Genomic DNA, 24,508 nt, shown 5'->3' on the forward strand with positions numbered 1-24,508 from the left:
CTTGGTTGAATTAATTCAAATTGCGGCAGTTGAAGGTGAAGTTGTACAGGAGAGTAATACGAAATTTGGTAAGGAATATAAAGTAGATTGGGAAATCCCTAATACAGGAGGTACTGAACTGAGAACTATTTGGGAAGTTAGTATTGAGGCTGGTTATCCGCGTTTGATTAGTGCTTTTTTGAAGAGAGAAAAATAATGAAAACTCCACAGTTACTTGATACGATCGCTATTCTAAAACCAATTTCTATAGATAGGCTTTCACTGATGGAAGCAGAATATGATTTTAATTCAGCTTTGCCAGTGGGTTTGGTGGGTACGATTGTGGATATTCATCAGGATAATCAGGGAATTGACTATCTGGTGGAGTTTGCAGATTCTGATGGGTGTGAGTTTGCGATCGCCTATTTGAAATCTAATGAATTTCTTACTTTGCAGTACGAGCTTGTGGCGGCTTAAGGTTTTTACGAGATCGCCACTCATCACCCACAAACCCGATCTCCTATTCCCTCAAATCAACCAGCGATCGCCCCTTATTACCAATACACCCGATCCCCTATTCTCTAACATCAAGCAGAGATCGCCTACAGCAAAACCTTTAGGAGATAGATCGTTAAGGCGATCACGTTTGACTTAGAGTATGATCTACGATAATTTGTTCTTAACCTCAAAATTAAACCTTAGTTGCATTATGGCTCGTAGACTTTCTTCAAGTAAATCTTATGTACGCAAATAAATACGGAAAAACAATAAAACTTTTTTTAATGGATTCAGACCCAGATGGAAGGATAATATGTGAATTATCTAATTGGACAGGAAAAGCTTACAGAATTCCTAGAGGCAAAGTAAAAGATTGCTCTGACAGAGAGGATCTTAGAAGCACAACAGTTTACTTGTTGTTTGGAAGACCTGAAACGTCAACAGATAAGGCGAAAGTTTACATTGGTGAGGCTGAGAATGCTTATTCTAGACTTGTTTACCATGTTTCAGAAAAAGAATTTTGGAATGAAGCGGTCGTATTTATTAGTAAAGACGAGAACCTTAATAAAGCACATATAAAATATCTAGAGTCCAGGTTATTTGAAATTGCGAATATGGCATCTAGGTATGAGGTGCAAAACAGCAACATTCCAACAAAAAGCTCCATTTCAGAGTCTGATAAAGCAGAAATGGAGGAGTTTATTGAGTATATCAAAATTCTCATAAATACGATGGGCTTTAAGGTTTTCGAGCCTCTTATAAAGCAAGAGCTAGCCAATAGCAATAATGATGAAAAACTATACATAAATGCAACTAGAGGTGCTAACGCAAAAGGCAAAAGAGCATCGGATGGATTTGTTGTTTTTCGCAATTCTGAGATTGCGACCGATACGGTTAAGTCATATCGTGAGAAAGGGCTTAACAAGTTGAGGGATGAACTTATTGAGAATGAAATTATTGTTAAAGTCGAAGATAAACTTGTTTTTAAATCCGATTATTTGTTTAGTAGTCCATCAGCAGCAGCAATGGTAATAATGGGACGTAGTGCAAACGGTCTATTGGAATGGAAAGACTCTTCTGGCAAAGCATTGCGCGATATTGAGAAGCAAGAAATATCAAAAGCCAACAAACAAATTCAACTAGTAGATTCTTGACCTTGCTAACAGACATCATCGCTAAACTTTCATTATGCTAACCTAAAAATACTTTGCATTCAGGAATGATAAAGATGTCCACTAATAACCCAAGCATATTTGTAGAAGAATTAGCCAATGAGCTAGACAAAATCCCTGAGCAATATTGGTCAAACCTTTTGCAGATTATCCGTTTGTTTCGAGAAAGCGTTACGCCAGTGTCAGAAATCCATTCTCAAGATCCTGCAATTGTCGAAGCGATTGAAGATTTAGGGCTTGTCCATGCCATGCGAGAAGTCAAGGATGAAGAGCCTCTTAGTCTCCAAGAAGCACTTGCCGAACTGGAAAGAGAATGAACGTTAATTATCTTCCAAGTTTTCTGAAAGAACTTAAAGCTCTCAGAAGTACCCCTTACTTCAAACCCATCAACAACCTTGTATTTGAGGAAATTCCCAAACTTGCTGGGTTGGCAGATATCAAAAATGTCAAAAAGCTACAGGGGTATGAAAATGCGTATCGAATCAAAGTAGGAGATTATCGAATTGGCGTGATCTTTGAAAACGAAACTGTTACATTTTGCAGAGTACTGCATCGCAAAGAAATTTATCGTTATTTCCCATAAGCTAACTCTCCCACCACTGATTCTCAAGAAATTGGCTGCTCTCCTAACCTTTCTGACTCAGCGATCGCCTCTAGAGCATCTTGCAAATCTAAACGATCTTCTAAATCAGTTTCTTCTAAAAATCCACCAATTCTCTAGGCGTAGTATCCAGAATCTTTGCCAGCGTGAAAATAGAAATCTGCGGCGTATCGTTGAAATAGAGCAAACTATGCAAATCTTCGCGCTTTAACCATGCCAAAAAGCGATCGGGCGTAGTTCCCAATACATCTGCTGAAGTTTCTAAATCAACAGTTAACATTGCCATAATTTTACTCAACGGGAAAAAGGTAAGGGGCATGAGTGCCATCTAGGTTTAATTTTACTCTAAACCTTCATCATCATCGCCACGCACGAAAAAACGATCGCCTATCAAACCTTCAACCTACAAATTCTCGTACAAATCAGCAATGACGATATCAGAAAATAACCAACCATCGGGAGAAACTAACATAATACGAACATCCTCAGACTGTTCCACAAACCTGACCCAATCCTTCTCACGATAGCGATCGAGAATCTGCAAGGCGCGATCGCATAGTTCTTTCCCATAGGCTACTTGCAAAGCCTTCAAGCTCAAACCTTCCGCTAATCGTAAACCCTGCATGAGTGAATCCATTAACTCCTCCGCAGGTTCAATGATCGGAGCCGAAAAGCCAATTCCTGCACTTTGCCAGAGCGCGATCGCATCGAGATATTGGCGCATCTTTTGAGGGCGATCGATTCTTTGGCGATCGATGTAACTAGTTGCGCCCATACCCATTCCATAAAAAGGCTGATTGTGCCAATAGGTCAAATTATGTCTTGACTGATAACCAAATTGAGCATAATTCGAGATTTCATAATGTTCATAACCCGCAGATGGAAGTAACTCATGGGCGGATGTATACATCTCGACTGTATGGGATTCTGTTGGTAATGGATTGTCACCTGCTTGATAGCGCTTATTAAACGCAGTTCCCTCTTCAATCGTGAGGTCATAAATCGATAGATGTTTAGGTGCTAATGCGATCGCCTTCTGAAGCGAATCTTGCCAATCTGCCATCGATTGATGGGGTAGCCCTGCAATCAAATCTAAACTGAAGTTCTCAAAGCCAGCATTCTTAATTGCATCCACAGCTTCATAGATATCAGCAACGCTATGACCGCGCCCACAGACATCTAATAACTCTTGCTGAAAAGCCTGTGCACCCAGACTAATCCGATTTACACCCAAACTGCGATAACCTTGCAAACTCTCCAGACTCACTGTTCCTGCATTCGCTTCGAGAGAGATATCAACATTAGGAGCGATCGCGAAATTTTTTGCGATCGCTTCTAGAATTTGCTCAAGCTGCTTTACCGATAGCAAAGATGGCGTACCACCACCAAAAAAGATCGTTTGCAAAGCTTCCAATGGTGGAATCTCAGCGACAGTGAGCGCAATTTCTTGACATAACACATCCACATATTGCTGCTTAAGATTCTCACCGCCAGTAGTAATCGCGAAGTCACAATAAAAACAGCGTCGCTTGCAAAAGGGAATATGTATATATAGCGATTTAGGAAAGGTTTGGCTCAAGGTATCGATGCGGTAATTAATCAAAGGTTGGCGCTTCGCGCCAACCTTTGATTATTGGATAAAGAGATTATATAATTAGATTTAGCTGCTTGGCGATCGCGAATTTATCAACCCCAAATACCGATCAAAAACTATGACCAACACAATCTCCAAATTAGAAATCATCTATCCTAGTAGCGATGGGCAACCAAGTGCCGAAAGTACCGAGCATTATCAATGGATTGTCACGATTGAGGGTGGATTAGAGGCTCTTTTTAAAGACGACAATGATGTATTCATCGCGGGAGATTTGCTTTGGTATCCTGTAGAAGGAAAGTCAGAAATTCGTCGCGCTCCTGATGTGATGGTCGTTTTTGGTAGACCAAAGGGCGCAAGAGGTTCTTACATTCAACACCTCGAAGAAGGAATTGCCCCTCAAGTAGTATTTGAGGTGTTATCTAGGGGGAATCGAATTTCGGAGATGGCGCGAAAGTTTGAGTTCTATCAAACCTATGGTGTTGAGGAATACTATGTTTACGATCATCTCGCCAATGATTTGGTAGGTTGGTTAAGAAATCATGACGATCATCATCTCGAACCAATTGCCGATATTCAAAATTGGACAAGTCCTCGCTTAGGAATTCGTTTTGAACTCACCGATGAAACTCTCAAGATTTTTCAGCCTGATGGCACTAGGTTTTTAACTTATCTCGAACAAGCTGAACAAGCTGCTACCGAAAAAATCGCCAAAGAACAAGCTCTAGATACGATCGCAAAATTTGCAGCTAAGCTCAGAGAAATGGGTGTTGATCCAGAAAATCTTTAACAAAAAATGAGATCAGACGCTTTGCGTCTCATCTCATTTTTTCATTTGAGTAATTCTACTCATTGAAAAATCTAGTTGAAAATTTTGCAAAACAACTGAAAAGAGTTGGCTTGCATCGGCTTTAATTAAAGGAGCGATCGCAAAAAAACAAAGGAATTCACGGCGGAAATATGGGGATTGCGCGGCGACAATTCTTACAAGCAGGACTGACTAGTCTGATCGGATGGCAATTTTTTACCCGCGATCGCGTGGCATTTGCCGCCGAGCAATATGTGCGTCAAACGACTGCATCAACACAACGTAAACGAGCGCTATTGATAGGGATTAATCAATATGACGCTAAAGAGGAAACGCAAAATTTATTGTCAGCAACTGCGAATGGATGGTTGCCTTTACATGGTTGCGTCAATGACGTGGAGTTACAAAAGGAATTACTAATTCATCGCTTTGGCTTTGCGACCCAAGATATCGTGACGCTGACCGATCTCGACGCTACTCGCAGTAATATTGCCGATGCGATCGCGACCCATTTAGTTGCCCAGACTTTACCAGATGATTTGGTGATCGTGCACTTTAGCGGACATGGTTCGCGTCTCGGCAATTACAATACGCTTGTGCCTGTAGATAGTGGCTTGCCTCAAAATTTGGAAAACCTACTGGACATTACGGAACAGGAATGGCAGGGGTGGCTGCAAGAGATCGCCACGGATCGGATTTTGAATATCATCGATGCAGGCTTTTACTATCCGAATGTATCGGCAATTGGCAATTTCCGTTTGCGATCGCGAGTTGGACTGAAAAACTGGCAACCACCGACTGTCAGTGAACCGAGCGAACAACCCATTGATCAGAAACTAATTGGCACAACCCTACGCGCAGCATCGGGCGATATGCTCTGTGCCGATGCGCAGTGGTCGGGCTTTAGTAGTGGCGCATTTACCTACGCCCTAGTGCAGCAACTCTGGCAGAGCGTTCCTGCGACGAAGATCAATGTGGTGATGAGTGACTTGGCAACTACCCTCGATCGCCGTGCTTTGCACAATGACAATCTCACGATCGAGAAACAAGTTACGAATATGTGGGAAGTTGAAGCGGCGAAACAAAAGGCGATCGCTACTAGTACATTTGCCGAGATGTTACCAATTCCTGACTTTGGTTCCGATGGTGTGATTATTAATAGCAGTAGCGATCGCCATACGGCGGATGTCTATCTGGCGGGTTTACCAATCGCCGTTTTGAGTAATTACGCGGCTGGTGCAATTTTGAATGTGGTGGCAGTCGCAAGCACTTCGACGACTTCTAATAAACCAGAAACAGAGTCTGTTCTCAAATCGATTCCAGCTAACCCACAAGCAACAGTTCAACTCAAATCGCGCAATGGATTTAACGGCAAAATTGAAGTTTTAACCGAGCACAGCATCAATCCCAAATTAGAAACAGGGCAATTACTTCAGGAAGTAATGCGAGCAATTTCGCACAATGTCAAATTAGCGATCGCCCTTGATGTCGGCTTGAGCAAAATTGAGCGCGTTGATGCCACCAGTGCCTTCTCGACTTTGCCGAATATGTTTGGCGTAAATGCCAATGAACAATGCGCTGATTGTCTATTTGGAGTGCAGTCGGCAAGCTATGGTTTATTTACAGTCGGACATACACCGATTCTTGGCTCCTTTGGTTCCGTGGGTGAGTCGGTAGGTGTGGCGATTAAGCGCTTACAACCCTTCCTTGAAAGCCTACTCGCGGCAAAGCTAATCCGTACTACTGAAAATCAAGCCGCAACCCATCTCGATGTGCGTGTCACGCTCAAAGCGATGATCGGTGTCGATGAACGAGCTGTCACTGTGGCTAGTAAATTTGCGGCGCGGGCGGCGCTAATTCCAGTCAATGCCGCCAGCAATACAGTGCACACTAAACCCATTAATATCGGAGATCGCCTCGAATGTGAGATCGAAAACTTTAGCGATCGGCCTCTCTATATGCGAATTTTTTGCCTCGATCCGCGCAGTAAGATTCTCACACCTAACTTTATTGCCACTCCCTACGCCAACGATGGCATCATTCCACCATCGGAAATTCTAACTATTCCCTATCCCAAAGCACCAATGAATTGGGCTGTCTCTGCTCCAAAAGGCATGGTCGATGTATATATTGTGATTAGCCGATCGCCACTTTTACAGGTTGCCAAAATTTTAGAAGCTTCTCAACGCCAAGCCTCATCTCTGAATGGATTAATTTCTATTCCCAATCCATTACAAGTCGCGCAATCTCTACTAGATGATCTCGATCGCGCAGGCAAGCCTTCAGAGTTTGGTAATGCCGCTAATATAAATGACACATGGATGTTAGATGTCCAACAATGGGCAACCTTTAACTTTAACTATCAAGTTGCATAATTTTTAATTCAGTTGGTGAACGCAATGCCAAACAAATTGCCTACGGATCGAGCAAGCAATCCATCCAAGTATCTATTAGCTACCAGAAATTTGTTTTGGGGTTTGGCGATCGCTTTAGTGGGCATATCTAGCGGTGGCTTTTGGGCTTTCCAATGGTTTGGGGCGCAAATACAACGAAATACTGAAGAAAATTTATTGGCGATCGCCAAATTAAAATCACAGCAAATTGAACAATGGCTAAAGGAGCGCAAAGCCGATGTGAAGATTTTTGCTGGCAGACCAACGGTGCGAATCACCATAGAGGCGAATGTAAATCCTATTCAAGATGAAGCATCAAGAGTCTTTGCTGCCAACCTACAGCCTGCAATTATGTCTACAAAAACAGCCTATGGTTATCAAAAAATCATCTTGCTCGATCGCCAAGGCAGGACAGTTTGGAAGGCAGAATCGGATGAAAATTTACCTGAAACCGTAGCCAATACCTTTGCCCAAAAAATCAAATCTGTTCCTGATTTCATCGAGCCTGAATTGATTGATATCAATATGATCGAGACTAGCAAGGGCAAAAAAGTTGTCTATGGCATATTAGCTCCCGTCTACGATCAAAAAAAAGCTCTAATAGGAGCAGTTTACTTTGAGGCTGACCCGAATAATTATTTGATTCCGTTGCTAGATTCTTGGCCAACATCTAGTCGCACTGCCGAAACTTTCCTAGTTAGGCAAGAAGATAATTTACTACGCTATCTCACTGCTCTACGTCACGACAATAGAATTGTGTTGGAAGCTACGATATCCCTAGATAAATCTGATGTTTTTGCCGTACAGGCTATCAAATCTCAGGACTCGCCCTTCATCGCAAAATCCCTAGACTACCGAAATGAGCCTGTAATTGCCGCAGCCCTCCGAGTCAATGGTACGCCTTGGTTAATGATTTCCAAAATTGACGTTAGCGAAGCAGATGCACATCTACAACAATTAGCAATTACGATTAGCAGTCTTACGGTTATATTAATAGGATTTTTGCTGTATGTTACTTACCAAGTTAAAAAATCAGGGAAATTAGCCCTTAAATCCTTAGAACAAAGTTCAGAAGTGGAAAGATTAGCAATAATTGCCGAAAATACCTCACTTTATGCCACGGCGATCGACACTTCCCTTGATGGCTATGCCATGATTGATAGCGATGGTAAATTTCTGGAAGTAAATGATTCCTTTGGGGCGATCTCAGGTTACAGTACCGATGAGTTATTGTCTTTGACTGTTTTTGATTTGGTCATTGGTGATGACTTTAAGCCTGAAGAATTTGTCGCCAATATCCTCGGCATGAAAAAACAGCGCTTACAGCAAAAATGGGAGCGTAAGAATGGCGATATTATTGACGTGCAACTCGGTGTTTCGTATTTTGCCAAAAAAAATAATGGATGTTTTTTCATATTCGTTCAAAACTTAACGACTCTGTTCAAGATCCAATATCAACTCGAACGCTCCACCAAACTCTATACCATTTTAAGTAAGGCTAATGAAGCGATCGTTCGCATTCAAGATATACAACAGCTATTGTCTGAAATTTGCCAAATTGCGATCGACTATGGTGGATTTCAATTAGCTTGGGTGGGTATTCCTAATCCTGAAACTCAGATCGTGGAAGTGGTAGCAGCCGCAGGTGAAGCGATCGCCTATACCAAGGAAATTCAAATCTCTATCGATCCAACCTTGCCCATTGCTCACGGCCCAACAGGGCTTGCCATTAGAGAGAATAGAGTTGTCATCACTAATGACTATGCAAATAGTGAATGCACTTTGCCTTGGCAAGCGATCGTCCAAAAATATAATATTAAAGCTAATGCAACATTACCTTTATCACCTGAAGGTAAACCCATTGGTGCAATTATGTTTTATTCTGCTGGAGTAGGATTCTTTGATGATGATGTCGTAAAACTACTAGTCGAATTAACCGATGATATCTGTTTAGCACTCCGCCTTGCTGAGTCCGAGAAACGTCGCAAACAAGCAGAAGCGACTCTATTGCAAAGTGAGGAGAGATTTCGCTTAGCGATCGTGAATGCACCATTTCCGATCGTTCTCTATTCAGGCAGTCTTAAGCCTTTGCAAATTAATCGCGCTTGGGTCGATCGCGCGGGATTCGCCGATCGCGACATTAGAGAAATAACTGCATGGACAGATCGATTCTGCAAGGAAAAATTACCAGCACTTAAGCCATTTGATGATAGTAATAGAATTAGCATAGAAGCAAAGGACATTGAGATTACCGTCGCAGATGGATCGTCGCACATTTGGAAGTTTGACTCGGCACTACTCTCACATATTAGCGATACGAAACAGATGTTCATTGGTATGGCTATGGATGTCACTGAACAAAAAAAGATGGAACTAGACCTCCAAGAAAGTGAAGAGAGAATGCGTAGAACCATTATTTCTGCTCCTTTTCCGATCATGGTTCATGCTGAAGGTGGACAGGTATTACAAATCAACGAGGCTTGGACTGAGTTGAGTGGCTATAGTATTGAAGATATCCCCACGATTGAAAACTGGACTTTTAAAGCCTATGAAAGCCAGCAATCAGATGTCCAAGATTACATCAATACTCTCTACGCTATGAATAAAAAGCATAAGGAAGGTGAATATAAAATCAAAGCAAAGGACGGATCTAAGAGGATTTGGGATTTTGCTTCGGCTCCTCTAGGACGGATTGCTGATGGCAGACGTACTGTCATCTCAATGGCAATGGATATCACCGATCGCAAAGCTAACGAGATTGCCCTTGCCAAAGCTAAGAAACAAGCAGAAGCTGCCAACCAAGCGAAAAGTGAATTTTTAGCTAGCATGAGCCATGAATTGCGGACACCCCTAAACGGCATCTTGGGCTATGCTCAGATTCTGCAACGAGATCCTGATGCAACCGCCAAACAAATTGACGGCTTTAATGTCATTCAACAATGTGGTTCGCATTTACTAGATTTAATTGCCGAGATTCTGGATTTATCAAAAATTGAGGCGAAAAAACTCGATCTTTTCCCCAAAGCGATCTTCTTGCCAAATCTGTTACTAGGAGTTGCCCAAATCTGCCGCATCAAAGCTGAAGAAAAGGATTTGATGTTTTTGTATGAATTTGCCGATCTCATTCCGACCCATGTTCTTGCCGACGAGCAAAGGTTGCGTCAAATCTTGCTAAATCTTTTAGGAAATGCGATCAAATTTACCGATAGCGGTCATGTGAAATTAAAAGTGGATTTAGTCCCAGCAAGCGCTCCATTAGAGTCAGATAGTGTCGATGATGACACATTACCTAGATCGCCAAAAATTCGTTTTGCGATTACCGATACTGGCAAAGGTATTGCCCCCCAACATCTAAAAAAGATATTTCTTCCCTTTGAGCAGGTAGGCGATCGCAAAAACCGTCCTGAAGGCACTGGTTTGGGCTTAGCGATTTCTCAAAAATTAGTAGCAATGATGGGTTCTACTCTCCAAGTCAAAAGTGAGCTAAATCAAGGGAGTTACTTTTGGTTTGATCTAGAGCTACCTGAAGTCGAGGCCATAAATTCTCCAATGAATAATGGCAATACACCTAGCGATAGTTACGAACGAATTACAGGTTATCAAGGTCGAAAGTTAACAATTTTAACAGTCGATGATCGCTGGATCAATCGTGTCGTAATCAAGCATTTACTAGAGCCATTAGGCTTTATCGTCCTAGAAGCAGATAATGGTTATAGTGGTATAGAGATGGCGCAAACAAACTCTGTAGATGCGATCATTACCGACTTAGTAATGCCTGAACTTGACGGGTTTGAAATGACGCGGAGATTAAGGATAATGACTGAATTTCAACACATCCCCATCATTGCTATCTCTGCTAGCGTTTTAGAGACAGAGAGGCTAAAAAGTAATGAAGCTGGTTGCAATGAATTTTTAGCAAAACCTATTGATTCAATTATTCTCTTAGATAAGCTGAAAGAACATCTGCAACTATCTTGGATTTGTGAGCATTCACTAACAATGTTGAATCCAGTCGTTAATAGTGATGATCACCTAGTGATACCACCAAACGCAGAGCTAGGAGAAATTTTTAAGGCTTTGGATGTTGGTGATTTCAATGCGATCGAGCAAGAAGCTCAGAGAATTAGCCAACTCGATCCTCAATACCAAGGTTTTGCGTATAGATTACTAGACCTAGCACAAGCCTTTGACGAACAGAGTATTTTGAAATTGTTAGGACTTACGCAAAACTGACCTGAAAACCCTATTTTACCGTGGGGGCAATTCATGAATTGACCCTACATTTCGTTTTTTTTTCGTAAGTACTAATTGTTATAGAAATCAGCAAATAACCATCTTTATAGCTCTATAATTGCGATTATGTATAGGCTCATCAAGACCACTCTCAAGATTTAGATATGTCAATCTCAAAGCCACCAATTATCTTTATCGTTGATGATAATCCTGCAAATGTTAAGGTTTTAACCCATACCCTAGCATCGTTTGGTTATAAAACTTTGGTGGCAATGGATGGACTGAGTGGAATTCAGAAAATCACCAAATCCCTGCCAGATCTAATCTTGCTAGACATTCTCATGCCCGATCTAGACGGGTTTGAGACTTGCCAACAGCTCAAGCAATCGGAAATTACTCGCGATATTCCGATTATCTTTATGACAGCTCTCGCTAGTACCGCAGACAAAGTTAAAGGACTGAGCTTAGGAGCCGTAGACTATATTACCAAACCATTCCAAGAAGAGGAATTGATCGCCAGATTAGAGTTGCATTTAAGACTGCGTCGTCTCAGCCAAGATTTAGCCTCACAAAATCAACAACTTCAAATCGAAATCGCCCAACGTGAAAAAGCGGAGGAACAACTCCAAATCCTTTCTAAGGTGTCAGAGCAAAGCCCTGCATCTATTATGATTACAAATATGCAAGGCAATATTGAATATGTAAACCCTAAATTTGAAGAATTGACAGGCTATAGCCTAGAAGATGTAATTGGTCAAAATCCCCGTATTCTCCAATCTGGCAATACACCCGAACAGGAATATACACATCTCTGGGAAAATCTCACTAAAGGTCAAGAATGGTATGGCGAGTTTCACAATAAAAAGCGAGATGGCTCACTCTATTGGGAACTAGCTTCCATTTCACCAATCAGAAATGCTAAAAACGAAATCACCCATTTTGTTGCTGTCAAAGAAGATATTACGCTCCGTAAGCAAAATGAATTGGAATTACATCAGCAGTTAGAGCGCGAAAAAATCGTAGCTAGTCTGACCCTAAATATTCGCCAGTCCCTTGATCTGTCAGCAATCTTAAATACAGCAGTTACAGAACTAAGAAAGACTTTAAATGTAGATCGCATCTTGGCTTATCAAATATTTGCCGATGGCAGCGGTAAGGCAGTGGCGGAATCGGTGGATGATCAATTAAATAAAATATTAGAGATTCAATTCCCTTTAGAAATATTTCCCCGTGAGATTTATCAAAGCTACATTCAAGGCAAAGTCTATCTTGTCGATGATTGTGATCTCGATGAAATAACACCTTGCCTCAGAGATTTTCTGCACAGCCTTGGAGTCAGATCTAAACTGGTTGCGCCAATTATTGAAAATGAACGCCTCTGGGGTTTACTAGTTGCTCATAACCATAATCCACATTCTTGGCAGCCATGGGAATCTGATCTGTTTCATCAGGTTAGTAATCAGATGGCGATCGCGATTTTTCAAGCTAATCTCTATCAACAGTTACAAGTAGAACTAGCAGAAAAAATACAAGTAGAAAAAGCCCTACAAGTTCTAAATCAAGAATTAGAAGATCGGGTGGCACAGCGCACAGCCGACCTCAAACAAAGCGAGTTACAGGTACAAATAGAACTAATAGAGCGCAAACAAATCGAATTACAACTGCAAAAAAACAACGAACAGTTAGCACTCACAAATATCGAATTAGCAAGAGCCACTCGCCTCAAGGACGAGTTTTTGGCAAATATGAGCCATGAATTACGCACCCCTCTCAATGCAATTTTAGGCATGTCAGAGACATTGCAAGAAGAGATTTTAGGGAAATTGAGCGATCGGCAAAAGAAAGCAATTACGATGATCGAAAATGGTGGGCAGCATTTACTTGCCCTAATTACCGATATTCTCGATCTTGCCAAAATTGAATCTGGCAAACTAGAGTTACACATCGAAAACATAGAGATCAAGAAACTCTGTAACGATAGTCTCATTTTTGTTAGGCAACTAGCACTCAAAAAAAATATTCAACTCATCTTCAATATTTCCGATCAGTTAAAGCAACCTCAATTTGCCTATATCCAAGTTGATGAATTACGAATACGTCAAGCACTAATCAATTTACTCACCAATGCCGTAAAGTTCACTAACGATGGCGGCATGGTCACCTTAGAGGCTCAAATATCCGAAATTAGTCATGAAGAGACACAATCTAAGTTTTATATTGATTTTTTGGTGACCGATACAGGTATTGGTATTGCTCAAGAAGATGTCGGTAAGATGTTCCAAACCTTTGTCCAAATTGACAGCGCCCTCAATCGTAAATATGCAGGTACGGGTTTAGGCTTATCTTTGGTGAAAAAGATTGCCGAAATGCATGGAGGCTCAGTTGATTTTGAAAGTGAATTGGGAAAAGGTAGCAAGTTTCGGATTAGGCTTCCCTATCAGCATGATCTAACTGCCAATGATAATCTTGAGAATCTATCCCCTGCAATGTCCAATAAAGTTATAGACATTGCAGCGAGAGATACTCCTTACACAGTTCTCATCGCTGAAGACGATCCCGCAAATATCGAAGCCATGCAGAGCTATCTGGAAAGTCGGGGATATAAACTGTTGCTAGCTTCAAATGGCAAAATAGCTGTGGATATGGCGATCGCGCAAAAGCCCGATATTATTTTGATGGATATTCAAATGCCTGAAGTGGATGGACTGACAGCAATAAAACTAATTCGTGCTAATCCAGAAATACATAACATTCCGATTATTGCACTGACGGCTCTCGCCATGAGGGGCGATCGGGAAAAATGTATAGAAGCAGGTGCTGATGAATATGCTAGCAAACCAGTGCGCCTAAGCAAGCTCACTGTGATTATTCAACAACTTTTGCAAGAAATAGCTAGCACATAAAACCCAAATAAATAAAGGGCGGTGCGAAGCGCCGCCCTTCATTTATTTGGGTTTTGATTTTTCCTAATATATAGCAATGTAAGAGATATATAGGAAAAATCAAAACCCAAAAGATGAGTGACGGTGCGAAGCACCGCCACTCATCTTTTGGGTTTTATGTCCTAAGCAAAGCTTAAATTGCTATAAATATTCCTAGTGATTCAGGCGGCTATCCCTACGTTTTCAGTCTAGCGCTCGTAAACCATCATTTCTATAACGACCTTAGCAACAAATCTTAAAGTATAAAAAAATGGCTGTAAAAAAAGAAGACCCCAAGCGATCGCGTGCTCGTTTATCAAGTCGCATGAAATATAGCTGTAGTCACTCTAGTTAAGAAAAAAAGAGAGCTGCGGTGCTTCGCACCGCAGCTCTCTTTTTTTCTTAACCTACTGCAAACTCGGTATCAGCACGCACTCTAAGAGGCTGAAATCCTAATACAATATCTTCCCTTGGTACGCCTAGCTTCAATAGTTCATAGGCAATACCACCCTCAGTCCCATCGTATTGAATCCAAATCTTTTCATCTTTGATATCTAGATGTAACAAACATCCATAATCTCTTATATCATTATGTTTCCAACCTACATAAACTAACTGATAATGATCGCGCTCCACATCAAAAATAGTCTGAGCCTCGACTTCCTTTGAAGATTGCATAGATCGATGCGCTCTTGCTTGCATTAGTTGTTGAATATATTGCCTATAGACATTTACTTTATCCATTGTTCAATAATCTCCTTCTCTAAGTCATAAACCAAAAGCTTAAGTTGACTGCGCTGCACAACTCTATACATTTCAACTCCACCTACACGCAATTCATAGGGATCATGAGTTATTTCCCACCCATCTTTCTCAAGGGCGTGTTTAACGAGATCGTGATATAAATCTTTTGTCATACATAATTATTTCATATCAAATCGTAGATAACTAAAAAGTCGCACAAGGCGCTGCTTTTTGGTGTTTATCTTCCTAGCGATACAGGCGGCTATCCCTACGTTTTCAGTCTAGCGCGAGTAAACCATCATTTCTATAATGACTTCAGCAACAAATCTTAAAGTATAAAAAAATGGCTGTAAAAAAAGAAGACCCCAAGCGATCGCGCGCTCGTTTGATTGGCAATGTCCTATTGCTGATCGGTGCAGGATTGCTCATTATAAATATATTTTTACCAAACTTATTTGCACCTCCAGTGGCGCGTGTTCCCTATAGCCTCTTCGTGCATGAAATCGAAGAAGGACATGTAGCGCGTGTATATATCGGGCAAGACCAAATCACCTATCAATTAAAAGGTGTCACCCCTGATATCCTTGGTGATGTGATTTCCACCACCCCAATTTTTGACTTAAATCTTCCCGAACGCCTCGAAAAGAGTGGTGTAGAATTTGCAGCCGCGCCTGTACAGAAATCGGGCTGGTTCGGTACATTGCTTAGCTGGGTAATTCCCCCATTAATCTTTGTGGGTATCTTCCAACTCTTTAGTCGTAACGGTGGCGGTGGCGGTGCACCTGGTGGCTTGCAAATTGGTAAGAGCAAAGCCAAGGTCTATGTCGAAGGCGAAGCGACCAAAACTATGTTTACCGATGTTGCAGGTGTCGATGAAGCGAAACTAGAACTCCAAGAAATTGTGCAGTTCCTCAAGACTCCAGAGAAGTACACCAAAATCGGCGCAAGGATTCCTAAAGGCGTATTGCTCGTTGGCCCCCCAGGTACTGGTAAAACTTTGCTGGCTAAGGCAGTTGCTGGTGAAGCAGGTGTTCCCTTCTTCAGCATTTCTGGTTCTGAATTTGTGGAACTCTTTGTCGGTGTTGGTTCTTCACGAGTACGCGATTTGTTTGAGCAAGCCAAAAAACAATCGCCTTGTATCATTTTTATCGATGAACTTGATGCGATCGGTAAGGCTCGCTCTAGCGGCGGTATGTATGGCGGTAACGATGAACGCGAACAAACTCTCAATCAGTTGCTCACGGAAATGGATGGCTTTGGTGTTGATGGAACGACAGTGATCGTTCTCGCTGCAACTAACCGCCCAGAGACCCTTGACCAAGCACTATTACGTCCAGGTCGTTTCGATCGCCAAGTCCTAGTCGATCGCCCTGACAAGAGCGGACGCTTAGAAATTCTTAAAATCCACGCTGCGAAAGTCACTCTCGACAAGAGTGTTGACCTAGAGACGATCGCAACACGTACTTCAGGTTTTGCGGGTGCTGACCTTGCTAACCTCGTGAATGAAGCGGCGCTACTTGCGGCTCGTGCTGGACGTGAAACTGTCTTGCTTGAAGACTTTGCCGAAGCTGTAGAACGGGTTGTCGCGGGTCTAGAAAAGAAGAGTCGCGTTCTCAATGAGAACGAGAAGCGGATTGTTGCCTATCACGAAGTTGGTCATGCTCTAGTAGGAGCGCTTAACTCTAGTAGCGGTAAAGTTGAGAAAATCTCCATCGTGCCTCGCGGTATGGCAGCTCTCGGTTACACCTTGCAACTCCCAACAGAAGATCGCTTCTTGTTGAGCAAAGAAGAAATCGAAGCCCAAATTGCGACTCTACTCGGTGGGCGATCGGCGGAAGAAATCATCTTTGGTAGCATCACCACTGGTGCATCCAATGACCTCCAACGCGCTACTGATCTCGCTGACAAGATGGTGACTAGCTACGGCATGAGTAAAGTTTTGGGGCCACTTGCCTACCAAAAGCAACAAAATCAATTCCTCGGCGGTATGGAGATGGCTCGCAATGTTAGCCCTGCCACTTCGGAAGCGATCGACAAGGAAATCAAAAGCATTGTCGAGAATGCCCATGCAAAGGCGCTAGCGATTCTCAATGCTAATCGCGATCTACTAGAGTCGATCTCTGAGAAGCTTTTAGAAACAGAAGTTATCGAGGGTGATTTCCTGACTGGTTTGCTATCTCAAGTCAAGCCTGCTGAAGTTAACGTATAAAAATCTCGTTACATCACCAAAAAGCCGCGCAATGCGCGGCTTTTTGGTTTCTTAAAGACTTTGTAACCGCTTTACTGCTTAGCAAATGGTGCTGATCGCGCAGACCCTTTCCACAGGCAAAGTCAAGCGAAATATGCCTGATCCCATTCCTGTGATGATTATTGGACGTTTAGCAGTCGATCTCAATTGGCAGGGTAAGAGAATTGGCAAAGCCTTACTAAGGGATGCGATACTTCGCACTTTACAGGCTTCTGAAATTGCGAGAATTAGAGCGATTTTAGTGGAAGCAATTTCTGAAGAGGCAAAGCAATTTTATGAGAAGTGTGGTTTTACGGTTTCGCCTATTGCGCCGATGACCGTGATGATTACGATCAACGATGCAATTTCATCTTTAACGTAAATAAATCAAGCAATTTTGGGATATTACTGACCTATCTTAAACTGGTATATAGATAAACATCATCCATTTCCCTGTGTTAGACTTTGACTAGCTTATTGCTTAAAAAGAGGCAAATATGAACTACCGAAACATTATTACAATTGAGGCGGATAAACGAGGTGGTAAGCCTTGTATTCGTCGAATGCGTATTACTGTATATGATGTTTTGGGTTGGTTAGCATCTGGAATGTCTCATGCTGAAATCTTAGATGATTTCCCAGAATTGACAGAGCAAGATATCAGGGCTTGTTTGGAGTTTGCTGCTGATCGAGAACATAGATTGATGGCTGTTGTGGGTGCTGCGTGAGATTACTATTCGATCAAAACTTGAGTCGTAAGCTCGTGGGGAGATTGGTCGATCTTTTCCCAAACTGTAGCCATGTTCAGTTTCATGATTTGGCAGATAAAACTGATACGGAGATATGGGAGTTTGCAAAGAATAGTGGTTTCTGCATTGTGACTCAAGATGCAGATTTTGCGGAGAGAAGTCGTTTGTATGGTTCTCCTCCTAAAGTGATTTGGTTGCGCTGTGGAAATGTTCCCACAAGCCAGATTGAGAAAATACTACGTTCTGGATTAGAAGTAATTCAGGAATTAAGAAACAGTTCAAATATAGATTGCCTTGAGATTTATTAGATCCGATCACTCAGTTTCTAAATCTGATCACTCAACACACTAAAAATCCAATAAATTTATTCATTGTAAATAAAATAATAACTCAGTAAGTTTTTCATTAGAAAACTATTGACAATAAGCTTGCTCATGTTATAGTCAAATTATGCAAGCGAATATCAGTAGCTTGGGTGTACGTCTTAAGTACACTACGCGCATTTCTCGGTTTAACGCATGGTTTATGTTTTGAACTAGCATTTCTGAGGAATCGGTAGTCTACTATTCTTAAAGCGATATTGATTCAATGCATAGAATATGCGTTAAATCCAGAGGTTCGCGTAGTGTTCTTAAGACGTTTACCAACATGCATAATTGCTCTTTCTACATTTGTTGGAAGGAATATTTTGCATAACTAAACTGATATTTTGCTGCTAATTAAACACTAGCTAACAAAATAAACAAATTATGAATAAGAAAAAAATGCGTCGTGAAATTGCCCACCGTGACGGTTCTTGTTGTTGTTATTGTGGTTGGTTTCTACCTACTCATGGAACCATTGAGCATTACTTTGTGCCTAAAAGTTTAGGTGGAACTGACCATATCGACAATTTGAAAATTGCTTGTAAGCCATGTAATCACGATCGTGGTAATAACCCCGTACCACCACCACTAAAGAAGCCATCTAGTTTCCCTCAAGGCAATAGTTCATTCCCTGCCCCACAAAAGTATAGAAATTCCTCTTTAAATAACTCTGGCAAATAGCTTTTGCTCAACTAAAATCTAGATTTTATATTTAGGTTTTAGTTGATTTAAACAACTATATTTCTAACAAATAAACCCAATAAAAATGCATAAACTTTTGATTTTTAATGACGAAAAATTACTTCGTCGTGCGCTTACTCATCGCTCTTTTGTTAATGAAAACTTTGATGAATCTGGACATAATGAAAGACTAGAATTTCTTGGCGATGCCATTCTCAATTTCATTAGTGGGGAGTACCTTTATGGACAAAATCCTGAAATGGCTGAAGATGAAATGACTCGAAGACGTTCTGCACTTGTGGATGAAAAGCAACTCGCTCGTTTTGCTACTGAAGTTGGACTAGATTTTAGAATCCGCTTGGGAGAAGGGGCAAAAAGAGAAGGCGGTTTTACCAATCCAAATATTCTGAGCAGTACATTTGAAGCAGTTGTTGGTGCTTATTACTTAGATAATAATCGTAATATCGAAACACTTCGTCCTTTGATAGAGCAACTGTTTGAGTCTGTACCAAAAGATGTCATGGTTGTTCGCTCAAGTATAGATTCCAAAAATAAACTTCAGGAATTTGTGCAAGCAAATGGAGCAACGACTCCTCCAACGTATGACACTGAACAGGTTGGCGGAATGTCTCATACTCCAGAATTTCTAGCAAAAGTCTACGTTAATGGCAAAATTTGTGGTGAAGGCAAAGGTCGTAACAAGAAAGATGCCGAAAAAGAAGCTGCTGCTGATGCACTGGCTAAACTGAAAAAACGAGGATTGCTTTAAATCCTCAATTCCAAACACAATTGGCATTTTGATTGACTTGAGTATCTTGGCGATCGCTTTTACTTCGTTAACCTATAGTAGACTAAGGCAATAAGCTGAAAGCAATTTAGGCAAATCAAGATAAGCGAGTTAGTCAAAAATGATTAGAGAATTTAACGTAGTCATCGAAAAGGACTCTGACGGGTATTTTGTCGCCTCGATTCCTAACTTAAAAGGCTGCCATACCCAAGCAAAATCTCTTGATATTCTCATGGTACGCATTCAAGAGGCAGCAGAAATATGCCTAGAATTTGAGAATCAAGACAGTCCATCCACAGAATTTGTAGGCATACAGAAAATTGTAGTAGAAGTATGAGCAAGCTACCAAGTTTGACAGGAAACCAACTAATCAAAGCTCTACAGAAAATTGGCTTTGATGTGGCGTGAGTAAAAGGTAGTCATCATATTCTTATTCATGCTGATGGTAGACGCACAGTAGTTCCAGTTCATTCTGGTGAAGATATTGGAACTGGACTACTTTCACAAATTATAAGAGATTGTCAGATCACAAGAGATGAACTTAGAGACTTGCTGTAAATCGCTGTTTTGAATTTTGCGATCGCAATTGGTTATTGGATGGGGAAATTCGATCTTATGCAGCGCTAGCCATTAGCCTTATTGCAGGTCTATCCGCACGAGTTGGCAAACGGAAATAACTCATCGGCAAAGTGACAACTGAAACTGTATTACCAAGCATATCGAAAAACTCAACACTATAACCAGTTTCCAAACCAATTACATCATGCCGTTCTACCACCGTTCCAATATCCCCAGCATAAATACATTCTTCAGGTAGATTAGTTAATAGAATGACATCCGAGTAAAGTGAAAAATTCATAGCAGCCTCCAAATATTGCTAATCGGGAACCAAAGTAATTAAGCGAGCAAAATCTGTACCTTTATCGATTTGCCAGACTGTCTTAACAAATAACTGCCTGTTTATCGGAGTCAGCAGATTTGCGCTGATTTCATATCTCACACCATATATAGTTTCTTTAACTACATTAGCATCTACAACAAGATGAAATCTACGAATATCTGATTCTAACTGTTGCCAATTTTCTATTGAATATCCATACTGAATCAACAATTTAGCTTTTGAACCACCTCGCTTATGCTCACTATTGAGTAGATATTCAGTGATCTTTGACGGCTCAATAACTGCACGATCGCTATTCGGGATTTTCATATGCTTCAGCGTCTATCACTTTATTTGAGCCTAGCATAATCAATGTGTATCAATGTGTGCGATCGCAATTGGTTATTGGATGGGAAATGCGATCGCAGTTTTGAGTGACTTGAGGATTTTTGCGATCATTTGTCTAATCATAAATTTCCCTGCGATGTCCAATCTGATGGATCGTGACGCTTTTTTGTGATTGTGCGATCGCGTAAATAACTCGATAATCTCCAACACGCAGCTTAAAAAAGCTTGATAAATTGCCAGTAAGCGATAGAGGCGTAATTTGTTCAAAATTTTCACCTAACCACTTGATTTTACGGGCTATCCGTATTTGATTGGTGCGATCAATTTTCGCAAGATCGGCGATCGCCTCAGAAGTAAAATCAATGCTATAGCTCATCCCAATTAAGCCCTAATGCTTGCATAGCTTGACCAGCAGGGATAACAATTGATTGCTGTTGTTGTCGCAATAAACGTTCCACAACTGCTTTTTTTAACTTCTTCCCTTCATCTAGATCAATATATTCTTCTAGTACTTCAATCACAGCTTCACGAACCAGCAAGCGAAACTGTTCGGTAGTGAGTTCTTTTATTTGCATAACATTACGTCTCTACTACTTGTTTTTAATTAATTCTAACGTAGTCGTCAATATAAATTAGTAAGGCGATCGCAGTTTTGATTAACTTGAAACTTTTCGCGATCGCAATCGGAACAAAAACAAACCTTGGTTAGTCTATCTAGATAGAACTTATGGGCATCCCCTGAGGCATTTATGAATGCTAAACATATTTCAAAATTAGCAGCTATTTCGTCGGTAAGTATGGCAATTAGCATAGCTGCCACTTCTTTGCTAATTGCGAGTCCAAGTGTCGCATCTTCAAGGCGATCGCAGGATAAGTCTCAAGCAAAGATAACCCAAACCAGATTTTCTAATCCTCAAGCTGAACAAACTCAAGCTCCTCAAAACCAAGTTGCTCAATTGTTTCGCTCGACTTTGAGTTTACCTGCTGGTCAAGCGATCGCTACCAAAATTAATCGCCAAGATACCCTTTACATTGCCAAGGGCGAAACTGTCGCGGCAAGTCTCTTAGTTGCTCAAGATATCGCCGCAAACAATGGCACAGTGTTGATTCCTGCGGGGGCAGTGATCGAGGGACAATTTGTACCTGCGGAAGGTGGTTCTAGGTTTGTCGCCCAAAAGTTTACCAGTCGTGGTGCGACCGTTAGGCTTCAAGCTGAATCTGATTTGATTAATGACATCAAAGATCCTCGCGAAACTGGTGTAGGTGCAATTTTGACTGATGCTGGTATCGGTGGAGCCGCAGGAGCTGTCCTCGGTGGTGTACTGCGTGGCAATGTCCAGATTATCGATATTCTTGGTGGTGCGGCTGCCTCAGTGTTAGTTGGTAACGTGACAGCTCCACAGGTGACCGTGATTGAACCCAATACTGTAATTAATGTAGTGACGAAGCAAACGATTACGTTTGCTGTTAGAGACGATTATTAGATATTCGATAAAGAGCAAAAAGGGGGCGCGAAGCGCCCCCTTTTTGCTCTGTTTATGATAACCATAGAGAAAAAATGATAGCTTTGCCTATTTTCATTTAGAGATATCTTTGCAATAATCATAGAAATTTAATTATGATCTTTTGTAAATAGATAGACTTAATATGATAAATAACTGGCTGGATACGATCTGGCTGATTCCCTGCTATTCCCTGATAGGAGCAATGCTATCGATCATCTGGTTTCCCAGCATCACGCGCAAAACGGGACCCAGACCAGCAGGCTACATCAATATTTTCATGACTCTCTGCTCATTAGTTCATGCGATCGCCGCTTTGACTGTAGCTTGGGGACAGCCAGCACATTTATTATCTTTTCCTTGGCTAACGGTCGGAGGTCTAGACTTTACAATCGACCTACAGGTTTCAGCGATCACTATTGGTGCGATCGTTTTGATCTCTGGGATTAACCTGCTCGCCGAGATTTATGCTGTCGGTTACATGGAAATGGATTGGGGCTGGGGGCGCTTTTATGCACTACTAGCAATGTTTGAAGCAGGGATGTGTTCCTTGGTTCTATGTGATTCCCTATTTTTTAGCTATGTCATTCTTGAAATTTTGACTCTTGGAACTTACCTGCTTGTAGGAATTTGGTACAACCAATCGTTAGTAGTGACAGGGGCGCGAGATGCTTTTTTGACTAAGCGAGTTGGAGATTTATTCTTATTAGTAGGCGTAGTTGGTTTACTGCCCTTAGCTGGGTCTTGGAATTTTACTGAGCTAGCCGAATGGGCTGAGACTACAGATGTTAACCCAACGACCATAACCCTAGTCACCCTAGCTCTGATGGTTGGTCCGATGGGGAAATGCGCCCAATTCCCCTTACATCTTTGGTTAGATGAGGCGATGGAAGGCCCCCTGCCAAGTACTGTCTTGCGTAATTCGGTAGTTGTCGCCACAGGTGCTTGGGTGCTGATAAAGTTACAGCCTCTTTTTGCGCTTTCACCCTTCACACAGCAGGTAATCATTGCAGTCGGTGCGGCAACAGCATTAGGTGCAACCCTAATTGCGATCGCGCAGATTGACGTGAAGCGATCGCTGTCTTATCTAACCAGCGCATTTATGGGGCTAATCTTTATCGCCGTTGGTACTGGCGATACTCATAGTGCCTATATTTTGATTTTGTCTCATGCTTTAGCGATCGCCTTATTGCTCATGTCTGTGGGTAGCATAATTTCCAATAGCGTCAGCCAAGACTTGACCCTAATGGGCGGTTTATGGAGCCGTCGTCCGATTTCGGGAATCTGCTTTTTAGTAGGTGCAATTGGATTGATTGGATTTCCACCCTTGGGTGGATTCTGGGCTATGGTCGATTTGATTTCCTATCTCTGGCAAGACAATCCCGCTTTAGCCGAATTGCTGCTATTGATTAATGGCTTGATGGCGTTCAGTCTGATGCGTGTGTTCGGATTGATTTGGGGTGGTAAACCCAAGCAAATGACGGAAAGATCCGTAGAACCTCTATGGCTGATTGTCTTACCAATGACCGTAATGGCAGGTGTAGTCTTGCATGTTCCTCAAATGCTGATCGCTTGGGGAGTTATCTCTGATTGGGCGCTGATATTTAGTCCTGATGCGCTGATTCTAGGCGGTTCAAGTTTTGCAGGGCTTGCTACAGGTGGATATCTATACCTCAATCAGCAAGTTCCTAAACCTGTAACTCTTCCTTGGCAGGGCTTACAAAAATTCTTCGCCAATGATTTCTACACACCAAAACTCTACAAAGTCACGATTGTGGGACTAGTGGATGGTGTATCGAGAGGGATGTGTTGGTTTGATCGCTTTTTTGTTGATGGCGTTGGCAATTTCTTTGGATTAGCGACTCTATTTAGCGGTCAAAATCTCCGCTACAGCACCTTTGGTCAGTTACAACTCTATACCCTGACGATCATGGTCGGCATTGGAGTTCTACTTTTATTACTGTTCAATCAGACATTATAAAAACCCTAACCCCCCAGCCCCCTCTCCCATAGGGAGAGGGGGAGT

26 protein-coding genes and 2 pseudogenes are annotated in these 24,508 nt (G+C 41.7%); 19 read left to right on the top strand and 9 right to left on the bottom strand.

What is annotated here, in order from left to right:
- The 5 genes from APA_RS02485 to APA_RS02505 form a co-directional block, all read left to right on the top strand.
- Nucleotides 1-196, top strand: a 196-nt coding sequence (locus APA_RS02485) for a DUF6883 domain-containing protein (RefSeq protein ID WP_374101337.1), incomplete at its 5' end; no start/stop codon positions are given.
- Nucleotides 196-456: a DUF4926 domain-containing protein gene (locus tag APA_RS02490; protein WP_201320745.1), complete on the top strand. Its 261-nt coding sequence runs from the start codon at nucleotides 196-198 to the stop codon at nucleotides 454-456. The genes APA_RS02485 and APA_RS02490, both read left to right, overlap by 1 nt.
- Before the next feature lie 263 nt (nucleotides 457-719).
- A complete protein-coding gene (locus tag APA_RS02495; RefSeq protein ID WP_201320746.1) occupies nucleotides 720-1,631 on the top strand; it encodes a GIY-YIG nuclease family protein in 912 nt (303 codons plus the stop codon).
- 74 nt (nucleotides 1,632-1,705) lie between these two features.
- A complete protein-coding gene (locus APA_RS02500) occupies nucleotides 1,706-1,966 on the top strand; it encodes a hypothetical protein (RefSeq protein WP_201320747.1) in 261 nt (86 codons plus the stop codon).
- Nucleotides 1,963-2,232: a type II toxin-antitoxin system RelE/ParE family toxin gene (locus APA_RS02505; RefSeq protein ID WP_201320748.1), complete on the top strand. Its 270-nt coding sequence runs from the start codon at nucleotides 1,963-1,965 to the stop codon at nucleotides 2,230-2,232. The genes APA_RS02500 and APA_RS02505 overlap by 4 nt, the downstream gene beginning before the upstream one ends.
- A gap of 115 nt (nucleotides 2,233-2,347) precedes the next feature.
- On the opposite strand, the gene APA_RS02510 is transcribed toward APA_RS02505, so the two are convergent.
- Together APA_RS02510 and hemW are read right to left on the bottom strand one after the other, a co-directional pair.
- Nucleotides 2,348-2,536: a hypothetical protein gene (locus APA_RS02510; protein WP_236579376.1), complete on the bottom strand. Its 189-nt coding sequence runs from the start codon at nucleotides 2,534-2,536 to the stop codon at nucleotides 2,348-2,350.
- Nucleotides 2,537-2,653: 117 nt separating this feature from the next.
- Complete coding sequence (gene hemW / locus APA_RS02515; RefSeq protein WP_201320750.1) at nucleotides 2,654-3,829, bottom strand: radical SAM family heme chaperone HemW; 1,176 nt, start codon at nucleotides 3,827-3,829, stop codon at nucleotides 2,654-2,656.
- A 133-nt stretch (nucleotides 3,830-3,962) separates the two neighbouring features.
- On the opposite strand from hemW, the gene APA_RS02520 reads away from it, so the two are divergent.
- The 4 genes from APA_RS02520 to APA_RS02535 all read left to right on the top strand — a co-directional run bounded on the left by APA_RS02520 (nucleotide 3,963) and on the right by APA_RS02535 (nucleotide 14,181).
- Nucleotides 3,963-4,634 carry a Uma2 family endonuclease gene (locus APA_RS02520; protein ID WP_201320751.1) on the top strand — a complete coding sequence of 224 codons (672 nt, stop codon included), beginning with the start codon at nucleotides 3,963-3,965 and terminating at the stop codon, nucleotides 4,632-4,634.
- 170 nt (nucleotides 4,635-4,804) lie between these two features.
- Nucleotides 4,805-7,027 (top strand): caspase family protein, encoded by a 2,223-nt coding sequence (locus APA_RS02525; protein ID WP_201320752.1) that lies wholly within the window; start codon nucleotides 4,805-4,807, stop codon nucleotides 7,025-7,027.
- A gap of 24 nt (nucleotides 7,028-7,051) precedes the next feature.
- Nucleotides 7,052-11,278 carry a PAS domain S-box protein gene (locus APA_RS02530; RefSeq protein WP_201320753.1) on the top strand — a complete coding sequence of 1,409 codons (4,227 nt, stop codon included), beginning with the start codon at nucleotides 7,052-7,054 and terminating at the stop codon, nucleotides 11,276-11,278.
- A gap of 164 nt (nucleotides 11,279-11,442) precedes the next feature.
- Nucleotides 11,443-14,181, top strand: a complete 2,739-nt coding sequence (locus APA_RS02535; protein WP_201320754.1) for a response regulator — start codon at nucleotides 11,443-11,445, stop codon at nucleotides 14,179-14,181.
- A gap of 420 nt (nucleotides 14,182-14,601) precedes the next feature.
- On the opposite strand, the gene APA_RS02540 is transcribed toward APA_RS02535, so the two are convergent.
- Complete coding sequence (locus tag APA_RS02540) at nucleotides 14,602-14,943, bottom strand: XisI protein (RefSeq protein ID WP_201320755.1); 342 nt, start codon at nucleotides 14,941-14,943, stop codon at nucleotides 14,602-14,604.
- The gene (locus tag APA_RS02545) at nucleotides 14,931-15,116 is read right to left on the bottom strand and encodes an element excision factor XisH family protein (protein WP_201320756.1); all 186 of its coding nucleotides are present in this window, start codon (nucleotides 15,114-15,116) and stop codon (nucleotides 14,931-14,933) included. Before APA_RS02545 ends, APA_RS02540 begins: the two co-directional genes overlap by 13 nt.
- A gap of 170 nt (nucleotides 15,117-15,286) precedes the next feature.
- On the opposite strand from APA_RS02545, the gene ftsH reads away from it, so the two are divergent.
- The 8 genes and pseudogenes from ftsH to APA_RS25660 form a co-directional block, all read left to right on the top strand.
- Nucleotides 15,287-17,152, top strand: coding sequence for an ATP-dependent zinc metalloprotease FtsH (gene ftsH / locus APA_RS02550; RefSeq protein ID WP_201320757.1), 1,866 nt, complete (start codon nucleotides 15,287-15,289; stop codon nucleotides 17,150-17,152).
- Between the two features lie 72 nt (nucleotides 17,153-17,224).
- Nucleotides 17,225-17,552, top strand: a pseudogene (locus APA_RS02555) (GNAT family N-acetyltransferase); the annotation flags it as partial.
- A 115-nt stretch (nucleotides 17,553-17,667) separates the two neighbouring features.
- The gene (locus APA_RS02560) at nucleotides 17,668-17,898 is read left to right on the top strand and encodes a DUF433 domain-containing protein (RefSeq protein ID WP_201320758.1); all 231 of its coding nucleotides are present in this window, start codon (nucleotides 17,668-17,670) and stop codon (nucleotides 17,896-17,898) included.
- Nucleotides 17,895-18,227, top strand: a complete 333-nt coding sequence (locus APA_RS02565; RefSeq protein ID WP_201320759.1) for a DUF5615 family PIN-like protein — start codon at nucleotides 17,895-17,897, stop codon at nucleotides 18,225-18,227. The genes APA_RS02560 and APA_RS02565 overlap by 4 nt, the downstream gene beginning before the upstream one ends.
- A gap of 441 nt (nucleotides 18,228-18,668) precedes the next feature.
- Nucleotides 18,669-18,965, top strand: coding sequence for an HNH endonuclease (locus APA_RS02570; protein WP_201320760.1), 297 nt, complete (start codon nucleotides 18,669-18,671; stop codon nucleotides 18,963-18,965).
- Between the two features lie 85 nt (nucleotides 18,966-19,050).
- The gene (rnc, locus tag APA_RS02575; protein WP_201320761.1) at nucleotides 19,051-19,734 is read left to right on the top strand and encodes a ribonuclease III; all 684 of its coding nucleotides are present in this window, start codon (nucleotides 19,051-19,053) and stop codon (nucleotides 19,732-19,734) included.
- A 139-nt stretch (nucleotides 19,735-19,873) separates the two neighbouring features.
- Entirely contained in the window at nucleotides 19,874-20,089 is a 216-nt protein-coding gene (locus APA_RS02580) for a type II toxin-antitoxin system HicB family antitoxin (RefSeq protein ID WP_201320762.1), read from the top strand.
- A gap of 86 nt (nucleotides 20,090-20,175) precedes the next feature.
- Nucleotides 20,176-20,310: pseudogene (locus APA_RS25660) on the top strand (type II toxin-antitoxin system HicA family toxin); the annotation flags it as partial.
- A gap of 55 nt (nucleotides 20,311-20,365) precedes the next feature.
- Here the strand turns inward: APA_RS25660 and APA_RS02590 are convergent.
- The 5 genes from APA_RS02590 to APA_RS25045 form a co-directional block, all read right to left on the bottom strand.
- On the bottom strand, nucleotides 20,366-20,611 hold the full coding sequence (locus APA_RS02590) for a DUF4926 domain-containing protein (RefSeq protein WP_201320763.1): 246 nt from the start codon (nucleotides 20,609-20,611) through the stop codon (nucleotides 20,366-20,368).
- A gap of 18 nt (nucleotides 20,612-20,629) precedes the next feature.
- Nucleotides 20,630-20,962 (bottom strand): DUF6883 domain-containing protein, encoded by a 333-nt coding sequence (locus tag APA_RS02595; RefSeq protein WP_201320764.1) that lies wholly within the window; start codon nucleotides 20,960-20,962, stop codon nucleotides 20,630-20,632.
- Between the two features lie 133 nt (nucleotides 20,963-21,095).
- Nucleotides 21,096-21,356, bottom strand: coding sequence for a type II toxin-antitoxin system RelE/ParE family toxin (locus APA_RS02600; RefSeq protein WP_201320765.1), 261 nt, complete (start codon nucleotides 21,354-21,356; stop codon nucleotides 21,096-21,098).
- Nucleotides 21,346-21,555 (bottom strand): hypothetical protein, encoded by a 210-nt coding sequence (locus APA_RS02605; RefSeq protein ID WP_201320766.1) that lies wholly within the window; start codon nucleotides 21,553-21,555, stop codon nucleotides 21,346-21,348. The genes APA_RS02600 and APA_RS02605 overlap by 11 nt, the downstream gene beginning before the upstream one ends.
- Before the next feature lie 47 nt (nucleotides 21,556-21,602).
- On the bottom strand, nucleotides 21,603-21,791 hold the full coding sequence (locus tag APA_RS25045) for a hypothetical protein (RefSeq protein ID WP_236579379.1): 189 nt from the start codon (nucleotides 21,789-21,791) through the stop codon (nucleotides 21,603-21,605).
- Here APA_RS25045 and APA_RS02610 point away from each other — a divergent pair.
- Nucleotides 21,778-22,464: a hypothetical protein gene (locus APA_RS02610; RefSeq protein ID WP_236579380.1), complete on the top strand. Its 687-nt coding sequence runs from the start codon at nucleotides 21,778-21,780 to the stop codon at nucleotides 22,462-22,464. The two genes, APA_RS25045 and APA_RS02610, sit on opposite strands and share 14 nt — an antisense overlap.
- Before the next feature lie 163 nt (nucleotides 22,465-22,627).
- On the top strand, nucleotides 22,628-24,463 hold the full coding sequence (locus tag APA_RS02615) for an NAD(P)H-quinone oxidoreductase subunit F (RefSeq protein ID WP_201320768.1): 1,836 nt from the start codon (nucleotides 22,628-22,630) through the stop codon (nucleotides 24,461-24,463).
- The last annotated feature ends 45 nt before the right edge of the window (nucleotides 24,464-24,508 follow it).

The sequence above is a fragment of the Pseudanabaena sp. lw0831 genome, assembly GCF_016584665.1.
In the GTDB taxonomy this organism is placed as follows: Bacteria; Cyanobacteriota; Cyanobacteriia; order Pseudanabaenales; family Pseudanabaenaceae; genus Pseudanabaena.

Coding starts and splice junctions, on each gene's coding strand:
- APA_RS02500 (WP_201320747.1), top strand. CDS start 1,706: ATGTCCACTAATAACCCAAGCATATTTGTAGAAGAATTAGCCAATGAG.
- APA_RS02525 (WP_201320752.1), top strand. CDS start 4,805: ATGGGGATTGCGCGGCGACAATTCTTACAAGCAGGACTGACTAGTCTG.
- APA_RS02540 (WP_201320755.1), bottom strand. CDS start 14,943: ATGGATAAAGTAAATGTCTATAGGCAATATATTCAACAACTAATGCAA.
- APA_RS02580 (WP_201320762.1), top strand. CDS start 19,874: ATGATTAGAGAATTTAACGTAGTCATCGAAAAGGACTCTGACGGGTAT.
- ftsH (WP_201320757.1), top strand. CDS start 15,287: ATGGCTGTAAAAAAAGAAGACCCCAAGCGATCGCGCGCTCGTTTGATT.
- APA_RS02495 (WP_201320746.1), top strand. CDS start 720: ATGTACGCAAATAAATACGGAAAAACAATAAAACTTTTTTTAATGGAT.
- APA_RS02510 (WP_236579376.1), bottom strand. CDS start 2,536: ATGGCAATGTTAACTGTTGATTTAGAAACTTCAGCAGATGTATTGGGA.
- rnc (WP_201320761.1), top strand. CDS start 19,051: ATGCATAAACTTTTGATTTTTAATGACGAAAAATTACTTCGTCGTGCG.
- APA_RS02595 (WP_201320764.1), bottom strand. CDS start 20,962: ATGAAAATCCCGAATAGCGATCGTGCAGTTATTGAGCCGTCAAAGATC.
- APA_RS25045 (WP_236579379.1), bottom strand. CDS start 21,791: ATGCTAATTGCCATACTTACCGACGAAATAGCTGCTAATTTTGAAATA.
- APA_RS02610 (WP_236579380.1), top strand. CDS start 21,778: ATGGCAATTAGCATAGCTGCCACTTCTTTGCTAATTGCGAGTCCAAGT.
- APA_RS02520 (WP_201320751.1), top strand. CDS start 3,963: ATGACCAACACAATCTCCAAATTAGAAATCATCTATCCTAGTAGCGAT.
- APA_RS02615 (WP_201320768.1), top strand. CDS start 22,628: ATGATAAATAACTGGCTGGATACGATCTGGCTGATTCCCTGCTATTCC.
- APA_RS02560 (WP_201320758.1), top strand. CDS start 17,668: ATGAACTACCGAAACATTATTACAATTGAGGCGGATAAACGAGGTGGT.
- APA_RS02600 (WP_201320765.1), bottom strand. CDS start 21,356: ATGAGCTATAGCATTGATTTTACTTCTGAGGCGATCGCCGATCTTGCG.
- APA_RS02530 (WP_201320753.1), top strand. CDS start 7,052: ATGCCAAACAAATTGCCTACGGATCGAGCAAGCAATCCATCCAAGTAT.
- APA_RS02590 (WP_201320763.1), bottom strand. CDS start 20,611: ATGAATTTTTCACTTTACTCGGATGTCATTCTATTAACTAATCTACCT.
- APA_RS02535 (WP_201320754.1), top strand. CDS start 11,443: ATGTCAATCTCAAAGCCACCAATTATCTTTATCGTTGATGATAATCCT.
- APA_RS02505 (WP_201320748.1), top strand. CDS start 1,963: ATGAACGTTAATTATCTTCCAAGTTTTCTGAAAGAACTTAAAGCTCTC.
- APA_RS02570 (WP_201320760.1), top strand. CDS start 18,669: ATGAATAAGAAAAAAATGCGTCGTGAAATTGCCCACCGTGACGGTTCT.
- APA_RS02490 (WP_201320745.1), top strand. CDS start 196: ATGAAAACTCCACAGTTACTTGATACGATCGCTATTCTAAAACCAATT.
- APA_RS02605 (WP_201320766.1), bottom strand. CDS start 21,555: ATGCAAATAAAAGAACTCACTACCGAACAGTTTCGCTTGCTGGTTCGT.
- APA_RS02545 (WP_201320756.1), bottom strand. CDS start 15,116: ATGACAAAAGATTTATATCACGATCTCGTTAAACACGCCCTTGAGAAA.